The organism is Streptomyces sp. NPDC101178, from assembly GCF_044767965.1.
Lineage (GTDB): Bacteria > Actinomycetota > Actinomycetes > Streptomycetales > Streptomycetaceae > Streptomyces.
The window spans coordinates 605,418-617,512 of the sequence record NZ_JBIWOZ010000003.1 but is presented as its reverse complement, the minus strand read 5'-3'; the positions used below and the strand labels follow the sequence as shown (position 1 = coordinate 617,512).

General features: G+C 71.4%; 12 protein-coding genes and 1 pseudogene. 3 read left to right on the top strand and 10 right to left on the bottom strand.

Annotated elements, in window-relative coordinates; all coding sequences use genetic code 11:
• Positions 1-192 precede the first annotated feature (192 nt).
• From ACIRR8_RS11295 to ACIRR8_RS11265, 7 genes are all read right to left on the bottom strand, one after another.
• Positions 193-1,305 (bottom strand): aspartate-semialdehyde dehydrogenase, encoded by a 1,113-nt coding sequence (locus ACIRR8_RS11295; RefSeq protein ID WP_404062031.1) that lies wholly within the window; start codon positions 1,303-1,305, stop codon positions 193-195.
• Positions 1,302-2,573, bottom strand: coding sequence for an aspartate kinase (locus tag ACIRR8_RS11290; protein WP_404062028.1), 1,272 nt, complete (start codon positions 2,571-2,573; stop codon positions 1,302-1,304). The genes ACIRR8_RS11295 and ACIRR8_RS11290 overlap by 4 nt, the downstream gene beginning before the upstream one ends.
• Before the next feature lie 243 nt (positions 2,574-2,816).
• Positions 2,817-3,656, bottom strand: coding sequence for a DUF1838 family protein (locus ACIRR8_RS11285; protein WP_404062025.1), 840 nt, complete (start codon positions 3,654-3,656; stop codon positions 2,817-2,819).
• 63 nt (positions 3,657-3,719) lie between these two features.
• A complete protein-coding gene (locus ACIRR8_RS11280) occupies positions 3,720-4,229 on the bottom strand; it encodes an SgcJ/EcaC family oxidoreductase (RefSeq protein WP_404062022.1) in 510 nt (169 codons plus the stop codon).
• A gap of 224 nt (positions 4,230-4,453) precedes the next feature.
• A complete protein-coding gene (locus ACIRR8_RS11275) occupies positions 4,454-5,113 on the bottom strand; it encodes a DUF5063 domain-containing protein (RefSeq protein WP_404062019.1) in 660 nt (219 codons plus the stop codon).
• Positions 5,114-5,208: 95 nt separating this feature from the next.
• Positions 5,209-5,808 (bottom strand): recombination mediator RecR, encoded by a 600-nt coding sequence (gene recR / locus ACIRR8_RS11270; RefSeq protein WP_356755652.1) that lies wholly within the window; start codon positions 5,806-5,808, stop codon positions 5,209-5,211.
• An 88-nt stretch (positions 5,809-5,896) separates the two neighbouring features.
• Entirely contained in the window at positions 5,897-6,241 is a 345-nt protein-coding gene (locus ACIRR8_RS11265) for a YbaB/EbfC family nucleoid-associated protein (RefSeq protein WP_404062016.1), read from the bottom strand.
• A gap of 327 nt (positions 6,242-6,568) precedes the next feature.
• Here ACIRR8_RS11265 and ACIRR8_RS11260 point away from each other — a divergent pair, with 327 nt between their 5' ends.
• Entirely contained in the window at positions 6,569-7,564 is a 996-nt protein-coding gene (locus ACIRR8_RS11260; protein ID WP_404062014.1) for an SLATT domain-containing protein, read from the top strand.
• A gap of 162 nt (positions 7,565-7,726) precedes the next feature.
• Here the strand turns inward: ACIRR8_RS11260 and ACIRR8_RS11255 are convergent, their stop codons facing one another.
• The 3 genes from ACIRR8_RS11255 to ACIRR8_RS11245 form a co-directional block, all read right to left on the bottom strand.
• Complete coding sequence (locus ACIRR8_RS11255) at positions 7,727-8,377, bottom strand: hypothetical protein (RefSeq protein ID WP_404062012.1); 651 nt, start codon at positions 8,375-8,377, stop codon at positions 7,727-7,729.
• Between the two features lie 92 nt (positions 8,378-8,469).
• Entirely contained in the window at positions 8,470-9,216 is a 747-nt protein-coding gene (locus ACIRR8_RS11250; protein WP_404062009.1) for a GntR family transcriptional regulator, read from the bottom strand.
• Between the two features lie 142 nt (positions 9,217-9,358).
• A complete protein-coding gene (locus ACIRR8_RS11245; RefSeq protein WP_404062007.1) occupies positions 9,359-10,732 on the bottom strand; it encodes an aspartate aminotransferase family protein in 1,374 nt (457 codons plus the stop codon).
• Between the two features lie 182 nt (positions 10,733-10,914).
• On the opposite strand from ACIRR8_RS11245, the gene ACIRR8_RS11240 reads away from it, so the two are divergent.
• Both ACIRR8_RS11240 and ACIRR8_RS11235 read left to right on the top strand, forming a co-directional pair.
• Positions 10,915-11,517, top strand: coding sequence for a DJ-1/PfpI family protein (locus ACIRR8_RS11240; protein ID WP_404062005.1), 603 nt, complete (start codon positions 10,915-10,917; stop codon positions 11,515-11,517).
• Positions 11,474-12,001, top strand: a pseudogene (locus ACIRR8_RS11235) (MarR family winged helix-turn-helix transcriptional regulator); the annotation flags it as partial. The gene ACIRR8_RS11240 and the pseudogene ACIRR8_RS11235, both read left to right, overlap by 44 nt.
• Between the last annotated feature and the right edge of the window lie 94 nt (positions 12,002-12,095).

Here is a 12,095-nt window from a genome sequence, read left to right as displayed (position 1 = left end):
AAACGCGCCCCGTCACGCAAGAAGTGACGTCTGAGACGCCGCCCGGCCGACGTGCGGTTGCAGAAGGCCGGGAGATCATCGTCGGATATGACAACGCCCCAGCTCAAGGGGTTTCGGTCAGGTAATTGCTCATAGGGCGTTCACAGATCCTACAAAACAGGTTCGACCAATCCGCACGAGATCAAGACCCGTTCAGGCAGAAGTAATTTCGGCAGCCACCGATTCCGCGATCTGCGCCACGTTCAAAGCGGCACCTTTACGGAGATTATCGCCGCAAATGAACATTTCCAGGGCCCGGGGATCATCCAGCGAGCGCCGTACCCGGCCGACCCAGGTGGGGTCGGTGCCCACGACGTCGGACGGGGTCGGGAAATCGCCGGAGGCCGGGCTGTCGAAGAGGACGACGCCGGGAGCGGTCGCCAGGATCTCGTGGGCCCGGTCGACGGCGACCTCGTTCTCGAAGCGCGCGTGGACGGACATGGAGTGCGTCGCGATGACGGGGACGTACACGCAGGTCGCGGTGGTCTTCAGGTCCGGCAGGGCCAGCACCTTGCGGCACTCCTCGCGGATGGCGAGCTCCTCGGAGGACCAGCCGTCGCCGGCGTCCGTACCGGCCCAGGGCACGACGTTCAGGGCGACCGGCGCGGCAAAGGGGCTGAACGGGCTGTTCGAGGCGTTCGGGGCGTTCAGGGCGTTCGCCGCGGCGGAGGCGCCATCGCCCAGTGCACGCCGTACGTCGCCGGGGTGGGTGCCCAGCTCCGTACCGGCCACCAGCGAGAGCTGTTCGCGCAGAGCGCGGACGCCGTCGCGGCCGGCGCCGCTGACGGCCTGGTAGGAAGAGACGATCAGCTCGCGCAGCCCGAACTCCGCGTGCAGCGCGCCGATCGCGACGATCAGCGACAGGGTGGTGCAGTTCGGGGACGCGACGATGCCACGCGGTCGGAGCCGGGTGGCATGCGAGTTGATCTCCGGGACGACCAGCGGTACGTCGTCGTCGAGCCGGAAGGCAGCCGAGTCGTCGATCACCACGGCGCCCTTGGAGGCGGCGATCGGCGCCCAGCGGGCGGACACCTCGTCCGGCACCAGGAAGAGGGCCACGTCGATGCCGTCGAACACGTCCTCGCTCAGCGCGAGGACTTCGCTCTCCGCACCGCGCACGACCAGCTTCCGGCCCGCCGAGCGCGGTGAGGCGACGAGTCTGACCTCGCCCCAGACATCCGCGTGCTGCGAGAGGATCCGGAGCATGACGCCGCCGATCGCCCCGGTCGCACCGACGACCGCGAGCGAAGGGCGGCGTACGGTCATCGGCCGGTGCCTCCGTAGACGACGGCCTCGTCGGAGTCGCTGTCGAGGCCGAAGGCGGTGTGGACGGCGCGCACGGCCTCGTTGACGTCGTCGGCACGCGTGACCACCGAGATGCGGATCTCGGATGTCGAGATGAGCTCGATGTTCACGCCCGCGTCGGAGAGCGCCTCGAAGAAGCCGGCCGTGACGCCCGGGTTGGTCTTCATACCGGCGCCGACCAGGGAGATCTTGGCGATCTGGTCGTCGTAGCGGAGCGAGTCGAAGCCGATGGCGCCCTTGGCCCGCTCCAGGGCGTCGATGGCCTTGCGGCCCTCGGCCTTGGGGAGGGTGAAGGAGATGTCCGTCAGGCCGGTCGACGCGGCGGAGACGTTCTGCACCACCATGTCGATGTTGACCTCGGCGTTGGCGATGGCGCGGAAGATCGCGGCCGCCTCGCCCGGCTTGTCCGGGACGCCGACGACGGTGACCTTGGCCTCCGAGACGTCGTGGGCGACTCCGGAGATGATCGCGTGCTCCACCTTCTGGTCCCCTTGCGGCTCGTTGCTGACCCAGGTTCCGCGCAGTCCGGAGAAGGACGAGCGGACGTGGATCGGGATGTTGTAACGGCGTGCGTACTCGACGCACCGGTGCAGCAGCACCTTGGAACCGGACGCGGCCAGCTCCAGCATGTCCTCGAAGGAGATCCAGTCGATCTTCTTCGCCTTCTTCACGACCCGGGGGTCCGCGGTGAAGACGCCGTCGACGTCCGTGTAGATCTCACAGACCTCGGCGTCCAGCGCGGCGGCCAGCGCGACGGCGGTCGTGTCCGACCCGCCGCGGCCGAGGGTGGTGATGTTCTTGCCTTCCTGGCTCACGCCCTGGAACCCGGCGACGATGGCGATGTTGCCCTCGTCGATCGAGGTCCGGATGCGGCCCGGCGTGACGTCGATGATGCGCGCTTTGTTGTGGACCGAGTCGGTGATGACACCGGCCTGGCTGCCCGTGAACGACTGGGCCTCGTGGCCCAGGTTCTTGATCGCCATCGCCAGCAGGGCCATGGAGATCCGCTCGCCGGCGGTCAGCAGCATGTCGAATTCACGGCCGGCAGGGATCGGCGAAACCTGCTCGGCGAGGTCTATCAACTCGTCCGTCGTGTCACCCATCGCGGACACCACGACAACCACCTGGTTGCCGTTCCTCTTGGCGTCGACGACTCGCTTGGCGACCCGCTTGATGCCCTCGGCATCGGCTACGGAGGAGCCTCCGTACTTCTGCACGACAAGGCCCACGTGCGCTCCTCGCTCAGTCATTACTGCGGTCGGCTCAGTTTAACGAGCAGCCCGGAATCGACCCGTCCTTACCAGATGGTGAGATGTCCCGCTCACAACCCGGTACGGCGTGTCGACCCGAACTGCTCGTACGAGGCTGCTGCCCAGCACCGGAGGAGCGCACTCCCTTTTGTGTCCCAGCCCACACCTTCGGGGCGGAATGCGCGAGTCGGCGGCTCCGGTCGGGGTACCCGCCATGACTGCTCACGGCACCGGGTGGAGCTTGCGGAAGTACGTCCAGCTCGTCTCGTTCGGCTCGCTCCACTCCGCCGGGGCGTGGGCGAACTCCGGGTGGCGGTCCGCGATGTACGCGCGGGTCCGCTCCGGGACTTCGCCGTACGAGCCCAGCTTGCGGCCCCGGCAGTGGAAGGTGAGGCCGCCGGGCCGCTGCCCCTGGGCCATCCACGGCAGCCACGGCGACATGCGGGACCACGACATGGTGGCCGGGACGCTCGGCGCCGGTCCGGCCAGGTCCGCGCGGTCGGCGAAGAACTGGAAGAGCTCCAGCGCCTGGTAGGTGTCCCCGGCCGAGTGGTCCGGATACCGGTCGACCGGCAGCGGCGACGGGTAGGCGAGCGGGATCTCCAGGCTGAAGCAGACCTGCCCGCCGAGCTCGGTCACCGGCACGGGGAAGGGGCGCCACTTCTGGTTGGCAGGGTCGTTCCAGACGTGCACCACCGGCCGGTCCTGCCAGTTCTCCAGGATCTCGCGGGTGGCGGGGTCCAGGTAGAACGCGGCCTCCCTGGTGAGCAGCCGGTACGCGTCCGGACCGGCCTCGGCGTCCTGGGCCAGGCGTGCGACGTTGAGCCCCTCGAAGCCGAAGAGGCGCTGATAGGGCTCGTCGGGCGCCCAGGAGTACACGTCTCCCGACCACCAGTACGTGACCTCCTCACCGTCCAGCGAGGCGCGGGTGCGGGCGAGGGAGCGGAGCAGCTCTGCGGGGGTCGGCGGCTCTGCGGGGATCGGCGGCTCTGAGGGGGTCGTCTCTGAGGGGGTCGTCTCTGAGGGGGTCGTCTCTGAGGGAGTCCCTGCGGGTGTCGTCATACGTCCCACTCTGCGGCAACGCCACCGCCGCCCGGGCATGAGGTCCGGGCGGCGGGGTCCGCCTCAGCCCGCCGTCAGTGTCTCCGCGTCGATGACCGGGGTGTTCTGCGCTGCCGCGATGCGCCAGACGCCGTCGTCCTTCGCCAGGACGTAGGTCGGGCTGCCGGGGACCGACTCGGGGTGGGCGGCGATGAGTTCGGCCGGGTTCTCCTGGCCGTGGAAGACCTCGTCCAGGAACCGGCCTTCGTCGCGGGTCGCCGGCCGCTGGCGGATCTTGATCGCGGCGACGTCGGGACGGATGAAGAGGATGAGGTCGACGATGTACGTGGCGGTCACCGCGGAGTCCGCCTGGGGCGGGAGCACCTTGCGGGTGAAGGCGGCGATCTCCGGCAGGCCGGTGAGCCTCTTGCCGTGGGCCGTGGTCCAGATGGCGTCCTCGCGGAACCCGCCGAGGAACGCGTCGGGGTCCGCCTTCCGCTGAGCGTCCTGCACGGCCGCCACGAAGGCGACGATCGCGTCGACGTCCTCCTGCGGGGCGGGCACGCCGAGAATGGTGGGGGTTCCGGACCTCATGAGGGGCTCCTGCCGTGTGGTGCCGGCCGGTGGTCGGTCCGGGCAGGACGAGCCTCCCGCCTCAAGTGCGGTTGAGGTCAAGGGGTGGCCGGCCCGAAGCAGGTCCGCTGTCCGCCCGCTGTCCGCCGGGGTGCGGACCGCCGCGCGCACCGCGACAGAAGCGGTTCCTCCTGTCCTCAGCTCAGACGAGCGAAACCCACACCTCGGGTGTCCCGCCGATCCCGCTACTTCACCGGTCGCAGCCCCAGCGGGCCCGCGATCTCCTCCAGCATCACGCGGCCCGCCTCCTCCGCCAGGTCGTCCTCGCCCGGGTCCTGGTCGGTGTCCAGGCCGTCCAGTTCTTCCAGGGGGTGGCCGAGGCGGATGTGGGCGACCAGGGACTGGAGGGCGCGGAGGGCGGCGGAGGCGGTGGAGCCCCAGTTGGAGAAGTAGGAGAACTGCCACCACCAGAGCGCCTCGGCCGTGCGGTCCGCCTCGTAGTGGGCGAGGCCGTGGCTCAGGTCGGTGACCAGGTCGGCCAGGTCGTCGGAGATGCGGTGCGGGACCGGCGCCTTGCGGGGCTCGTACGGGTCGAAGACCTCGGAGTAGACGTCGATCGGCTCCAGCAGGGCCGCGAACCGCTCGCGCAGGCCGTCCGCGTCCGGCTCTGCGCCGAGGTCCGGCTCGTACCGCTCGTCGGGCAGGACGTCCTCGTACGCGCCGAGGCGGCCGCCCGCGAGCAGGAGCTGCGAGACCTGGAGGAGCAGGACCGGGACGGCCTCTTCCGGCTCGTCGACCTTGGACACCTCGGTGACCGCGACGATGAACGTCTTGATCTGGTCCGCGATCTGGACGGCGAAGTCGCCCGGGTCCTGCGTGACGGAGTTCAGCGTGGCGTCAGACATCGAGGGGACCTCCCGTGGGCGCGGTCACAGACGGTGAAGCAGACGGGGAAGCGAGGAGCGTTACGCAGGAGGGCTGAGAGGCCGTGGCCTTCGTGTCAGACATCCAGGAGCCGCCTTCCCTCGAACGCGCGGCCCAGCGTGACCTCGTCGGCGTACTCCAGGTCGCCGCCGACCGGCAGGCCGCTCGCCAGCCGGGTCACCCTGAGGCCCATCGGTTTGACCATCCGCGCCAGGTACGTCGCGGTGGCCTCGCCCTCCAGGTTGGGATCGGTCGCCAGGATCAGCTCGGTGATGGAGCCGTCCGCGAGCCGGGCCAGCAGCTCGCGGATGCGCAGGTCGTCCGGGCCGACGCCCTCGATGGGGCTGATCGCCCCGCCCAGGACGTGGTAGCGGCCGCGGAACTCGCGCGTCCGCTCGATCGCCACGACGTCCTTCGGCTCCTCGACCACACAGATGACGCTCTGGTCGCGGCGCGGATCGCGGCAGATCCCGCACTGCTCCTGCTGGGCGACGTTGCCGCACACGGCACAGAACCGGACCTTGTCCTTGACCTCCAGGAGGGCATGGGCGAGACGGCGTACGTCGGTGGGCTCGGCCTGGAGGATGTGGAAGGCGATCCGCTGCGCGCTCTTGGGACCGACGCCGGGCAGCCTGCCCAGTTCGTCGATGAGGTCCTGAACAACGCCTTCGTACAACGGAACGCCTCTCTTCGCTTCCTGCTCCGTACCGTAGTGGGTACGGGTCGGTACCAGTAGGCCCCCGGGCCTGATCGGAGGGGTGGGGTCAGAACGGCAGGCCGGGAATGGAACCCCCGCCGCCCAGACCCTGCGCCAGCGGGCCGAGCTTCGCCTGCTGGAGCGCCTGCGCGTTCTCGTTGGCCGCCTGGACGGCCGCCACCACGAGGTCGGCGAGCGTCTCGGTGTCCTCCGGGTCCACGGCCTTCGGGTCGATCACCAGGGCCCGCAGCTCGCCGGAGCCCGTGACGGTGGCCTTCACGAGGCCTCCGCCCGCCTGTCCGTCGACCTCGGTCCTCGCCAGCTCCTCCTGGGCCGCGGCGAGGTCCTGCTGCATCTTCTGGGCCTGCTGGAGCAACTGCTGCATATCGGGCTGGCCACCACCGGGAATCACGGTCACTCCTGGCATTTCGACGACAGATGTTTCGGTAAGCCGAGCCTACGTGCTCACCGGTCACCGCGCTCCACCCGCCGGGGACCAACTCTTTCGGGTGAGTTTCGTCAACCGCCGTGAAGGCTCCTATACCTGACCAGCGGCCCCGCGCAGGCGGGAATCCCGCGATTTCGACTCCGCAGCCCACCATTCGGCGGTAGGAAGGGCATGCACATCGGTACTTCTGCGCACATGAATGGTGACGCAGAGTTACCTACGCCGCCCGCGTCGTCCGCGAGGAAGCCCTGAGCGTCCGTTCCGTCCGTCAGAGTGCGAAGGAGTGCCCCGGTGAGTCAGCCGGAGATGCAGCCCGAGGGGCCGCCCCGCAAGGAGTCCGATGCGGGTTCCGGTGAGATCGGAGTGGAGTGTTCCGCTTCTGGCTCCCGCGCCGGAGCGGTCGGTGGAGCCGGTGGGGCCGGAGCGGGAGCCGGAGCCGGTGGGAGCGGCGGGGGTCGTGGGGTGGGGACCGGTGGGGGCCGTGCCGCCGGTGGCGGTGGGGGCAGTGGCGGTGGCGGGGCCGGGGGGTCCGGTGGCGGCGGGGCCGGGGGCGGTGGTGGCGCCCGTGCCGGTGGGGCCTGGGGTGGCGGGTCCGGGGCCGGCGGGCGCGACCTGACCGGGCGGCCCTTTCCGCTCGGCGACTGGGGCGAGCCCGCCGAGCGGCTCGACGAGCTCTACCGCTGGGTCGAGGCCGGCGCCCTCGCGACAGCGGACTGGTACCTCACCGACCGCGCGTGGAAGCGCCGAGGAGCCCGGGCCCTGCGGCTGGGCACCGCGCTCGGGGTCGTGGCGGGGGCCGGGCTGCCGCTGCTGGACCTGACCGGCACATTGAGCGGGTCGGCGGGGTGGGGGTACCTGTCGCTGCTGCTGGGCGCCACCTGCATGGTGTGCGACCGGTACTTCGGGCTCACCTCCGGCTGGATAAGGAACCTCGCCACCGCGCAGGCCGTGCAGCGGCGGCTCCAGGTGCTCCAGTTCGACTGGGCGTCGGAGTGCGTACGGGAGATGCTCGGGCCGACCGAGGGGACGGCCAGTGAGGCGGCCGAGCGGTGCCTGGGGGTGTTGCGGCGGTTCTCCGAGGACATCACGGAGCTGGTGCGGTCGGAGACGGCGGACTGGATGGTGGAGTTCCGGGCGGGGCCGGCGCCTATGGGGACGCAGGCGTTGGTGTCGGGCACGGCGGGCGGGCGGGCGGAGCCGGGGGGAGTGCCCGGGCGGTTCTCGATGCCGTCCGTGGCCGCTCGGCCGAACATGCCTCGGCAGCGGCCGCCTGAGGCGCCGAGGTAGGTGGCCCCGGGGGGGGTCCTCAAGCGCCGGACGGGCTGGAGCTGTCCGTCCCCGTCCGGCTCGGGAGCCCCCGGCCCCGGGGTTCCGTCCTCAACGCCGGACGGGCCGGGAATGGGCGCGGCGCGGGCTGGAGTGGGTGTGGGTGGGCCGGGGGTGTGGGTGTCAGCTGAAGATGATCATTGAGCCTTGGGCCAGGGAGCGGGTTGCCGCCGCGTGGAGGCCCAGCCAGACGTGGCGTTCTCTCGCGAACGGGCTGTCGTCGTACGGGAGAGGGCTCGCCGGTTCCTCCAGGGCCGTGGGGCCCGGCGGCGGCTGCGGGGCGGCCGGCGGGTTGGCCGGGTCGATGCCGATGGACGGGGCCACGTACTCCAGCTCGCGCAGCAGGCCGTGCGCGGAACCGAGCGGGCCGCCGCCCTCCAGCAGCGCGTCGTTCGAGAGCGGGTGCGGGAAGTCGAGCGGTACGTACGCGCCGGCGTGGTCGTAGTGCCAGACCAGGTGCGACTGCTGCGCGGTCTGCTCGAACATCTCCAGCAGCTGCTCGTAGTCACCGCCGAGGCCCTCGACCGGGGTGACCGCCAGGCCGCTCAGCTGGAGCAGGTAGGCGCGGCGCAGGAAGTGCAGGGCGTCGTAGTCGAAGCCCGCCACCGGGGCCACGTCTCCGTTGAGGCCCGGCATGTAGGCGAAGACGGGGACGGGCGGCAGGCCCGCGTCGTGCAGCGCCCGGTCGTAGACGGCGATCTCTTCGGCGAACGGATTGTCGGGGCTGTGGCACAGCACATCGACGAGGGGGACCAGCCACAGGTCACAGGCCACGAAGTCTCGCTCTCCAACGGGTTCGGCGATCGTCGCAACAGCGTAATGCGAGGTGTACCTCACGCACAGGGGCCAGGCGGCGCGGAGGGTCCCTACCCTTCCGAGCACCCACGGGACCCCGGGGACCCCAGGGATTCCCGTGGCTCCTGCGCCTCCCGGGACCTCCGGAACTCCTGCGCCTCCAGGTGGTCCGCCCACGCCAGCGCGTGGGCGTAGTACGACTGCATCACCGCCAGCACCTCGCCGCGGTCGCCGCCCGCGATCGCCTCGACCAGCTCCTCGTGGCCGAACCACAGCACCCGCTCGTCCGCACGCTCGCCGCGCAGCCGGTGGACGGCGAACACCCAGGCCTGGACGCGGAGTTTGGCGAGGAAGGCGGTGATGTACGGGTTGAGGACGAAGGCCCCGAGCTCCCGCCAGAAGCGGAGGTCGTACCCGATCAGCACGTCGAGATCGCCGCCCTTCGCCGCGCGGACGGCCTCCGCGGCCCGGCGCCGGATCGGGGCGAGCGCCTCGGGGCGGACGGAGACCTGGTCGGCGGGCGAGCGGAAGATGCCCTCGACGACGAGGGAGCGGGCTTCCACCATCGCCCGGTAGTCCGCAGTCGTGAACTCGTGGACCTGGAAGCCGCGGTGCTGGTCGGAGGAGAGCAGGCCCTGCGCGGAGAGGTCGAACAGCGCCTCGCGGACGGGCGTCGCGGAGACGCCGTACTGCTCCGCGATCTGCTTGACGGTGAACGCCCGGCCCGGACGCAGCCGCCCGGCCAGCACCTCGTCGCGCAGCGCGTCGGCGATCTGCTGGCGCAGCGTACTGCGGGTCACGCCTCCGCTCGGCACCATCGGTGGCCGCCCTTCCGGTTCGCCGGCCGTGTCCAGCCGGGTTCGGCCGTCTTTCGGCTCGGGTCACCTTAAGGCAGCGGCCCGCCGTGCCCGATTTCGGGCACGGCGGGAGGCGATCGCGTACGCGAGAGTGTCCGTACGGCTACACCGTGTGCTCGTCGGCCACCGCGAGCGCGATGTCCAGCGCCGCGAGACCCTCCTTGGCCTCGGCCTCGGTGACGTTGCAGGCGGGAACGGCGTGGGTGCGGTTCATGTTGATGAACGGCCAGAGCCCCTGCTTCTTCGCCGCCGCCCCGAAGGCCGCCATCGGGGCGTTCGCCTCGCCGGAGGCGTTGTACGGGACCAGCGGTTCGCGGGTCTCGCGGTCGCGTACGAGCTCCAGCGCCCAGAACGCGCCGAGGCCGCGCACCTCGCCGACCGACGGGTGGCGCTCGGCGAGCTCGCGCAGCCCGGGCCCGAGGACGGTCTCGCCGATGTGGGCCGCGTTCTCGACGACCTTCTCGTCCTCCATGACGCCGATGGTGGCGACGGCGGCCGCGCAGGCGAGCGGGTGGCCGGAGTAGGTGAGGCCGCCCGGGTAGGGACGGGTCTCGAAGGTGGCGGCGATCTCGGCGCTGATGGCGACGCCGCCGAGCGGTACGTAACCGGAGTTGACGCCCTTGGCGAAGGTCAGCAGGTCCGGCACGACGTCGAAGTGGTCGGCGGCGAACCAGGCGCCGGTGCGGCCGAATCCGGCCATGACCTCGTCGAGGACGAAGACGATCCCGTACCGGTCGCAGATCTCGCGGACGCCCGCGAGGTAGCCCGGCGGCGGGGTCATGATGCCGGCCGTGCCCGGGATGGTCTCCAGGATGATCGCGGCGATGGTGGACGGCCCTTCGAAGGCCAGGGTGTCCTCCAGGTGCTGGAGCGCGCGGGCGCACTCCTCGGCCTCGGTCTGCGCGTAGAACGGCGAGCGGTAGAGGAACGGCGCCCAGAACCGTACGACACCGGCCGAGCCGTTGTCGGAGGGCCAGCGGCGCGGGTCGCCGGTGAGGTTGATCGCGGTGGCGGTGGCGCCGTGGTACGAGCGGTAGGCGGAGAGCACCTTCGTACGGCCGGTGTGCAGCCGGGCCATGCGGATGGCGTTCTCGACGGCCTCGGCCCCGCCGTTGGTGAAGAAGATCTTGTCCAGGTCGCCCGGCGTGCGCTCGGCGATGAGGCGTGCGGCCTCGGAGCGCGACTCGACGGCGAACGCGGGCGCGAAGGTGGCGAGTTTGCCGGCCTGCTCCTGGATCGCGGCGACGACGGTGGGGTGCTGATAGCCGATGTTGGTGTAGACGAGTCCGCTGGTGAAGTCGAGGTAGCGGTTGCCGTCGTAGTCCCAGAAGTAGGACCCCTCGGCGCCGGCGACGGCGAGCGGGTCGATGAGGCCCTGGGCGGACCAGGAGTGGAACACGTGCGCGCGGTCCGCGGCCTTCACGGCCGCACCGGCCGCGGGGTCGGCGTACGGGGCATGAGGGGCATGAGGGGTCATGCGGGGAGCGTAGGTGCTGGTGGGAGGGCGGTTCCATGGCCATGTTGTACGGCGTGGGGCGCGGGGGTCGGCAGGGTGTCGGGTCCGGGCGCCCGCGGTCCGATTCACAGCGTGTCGCCGAGCGCGATTGACAGCATGCTGTCATTGTGACAGTCTTCTGTCATCTACTTCGGGAGGCCGCCATGACCGGCACCAGCCCTGTGGTCCATCTCGCCGTGTACGACACGCTCGCCGACTGGGAGACCGGGTACACCACCGCGTTCCTCGCGCAGAACGGCTACACCGTGCGGACCGTGGGGCCGGACCGGGAGACGGTCAGCACCATGGGCGGGCTGCGCATCCAGCCCGATCTGGCCCTCGCCGAGCTGCGGCCCGAGGACAGCGCGCTGCTGATCCTGCCCGGGGCCGGGCTCTGGGACGCGGGCGACGACCTGGCGCCGTTCGCCCGTGCGGCGCGCGCCTTCCTCGACGCGGAGGTGCCGGTCGCGGCGATCTGCGGAGCGACGGCCGGTCTGGCCCGCGAGGGGCTGCTCGACGACCGGGCGCACACGAGCGCGGTCTCCTTCTACCTGGCGGCGACGGGGTACGGAGGTGGCGCGCGGTACGTGGACGCGGACGCGGTGACGGACGGCGGGCTGATCACGGCCGGGCCGACGGAGCCGGTGGCACTGGCGCGGGAGGTGTTCGGGCTGCTGGGGGTGTACGGGCCGAAGAAGCTGGGGGCTTGGTACCGGCTGTTCCATGACTCGGACCCGAGCGCGTACGAGGTGCTGGAGGGTGAGTGAGCGTACGGGGGACGTGGGGGAAGCCCCTTCCCGGCAGGAGTTGCTGAGCCGGGCCGCGCTGACGGTGTTCCGGCTGAACGGGCAGTTCCTGGGCGTGGCGGACGAGTTGGCCAGACCTGGTGGGCTGACGGCGGCCTGGTGGCAGGTGCTGGGGGCGGTGCTGCCGGGGCCGTTGCCGGTGGCGGGGATCGCGCGGGAGATGGGGATCACCCGGCAGAGCGTGCAGCGGATCGCGGATCTGCTGGTGGGGCGGGGGCTCGCGGAGTACGCCGAGAACCCGGCCCACCGGCGGGCGAAGCTGGTGCGGGTGACGGCTGCGGGGCGGGAGGCGGTGTCCCGGATCGACCCGTCCCACGCGGAGTTCGCCGCGCGGCTGGCGGGGGAGCTGGGGGAGGAGGGGTTCGCGGAGGCGGTGCGGGTGTTGGAGCGGTTGGCGGGGGCGGTGGAGGCGGTGACGGGGGGCGGGGGTGGGCCCCCCCCCCCCCCCGGCGGGGGCGGCCCCCCCAACCCCGGCGCCCGGTGGGGGGGCGGCCCCCCCCCCCGGCGGGGGGGCCACCCCCGGAGGCACGGCCACCCGC

Coding starts and splice junctions, on each gene's coding strand:
- ACIRR8_RS11295 (WP_404062031.1), bottom strand. CDS start 1,305: ATGACCGTACGCCGCCCTTCGCTCGCGGTCGTCGGTGCGACCGGGGCG.
- ACIRR8_RS11280 (WP_404062022.1), bottom strand. CDS start 4,229: ATGAGGTCCGGAACCCCCACCATTCTCGGCGTGCCCGCCCCGCAGGAG.
- ACIRR8_RS11275 (WP_404062019.1), bottom strand. CDS start 5,113: ATGTCTGACGCCACGCTGAACTCCGTCACGCAGGACCCGGGCGACTTC.
- ACIRR8_RS11240 (WP_404062005.1), top strand. CDS start 10,915: ATGACCGGCACCAGCCCTGTGGTCCATCTCGCCGTGTACGACACGCTC.
- ACIRR8_RS11245 (WP_404062007.1), bottom strand. CDS start 10,732: ATGACCCCTCATGCCCCTCATGCCCCGTACGCCGACCCCGCGGCCGGT.
- ACIRR8_RS11285 (WP_404062025.1), bottom strand. CDS start 3,656: ATGACGACACCCGCAGGGACTCCCTCAGAGACGACCCCCTCAGAGACG.
- ACIRR8_RS11250 (WP_404062009.1), bottom strand. CDS start 9,216: ATGGTGCCGAGCGGAGGCGTGACCCGCAGTACGCTGCGCCAGCAGATC.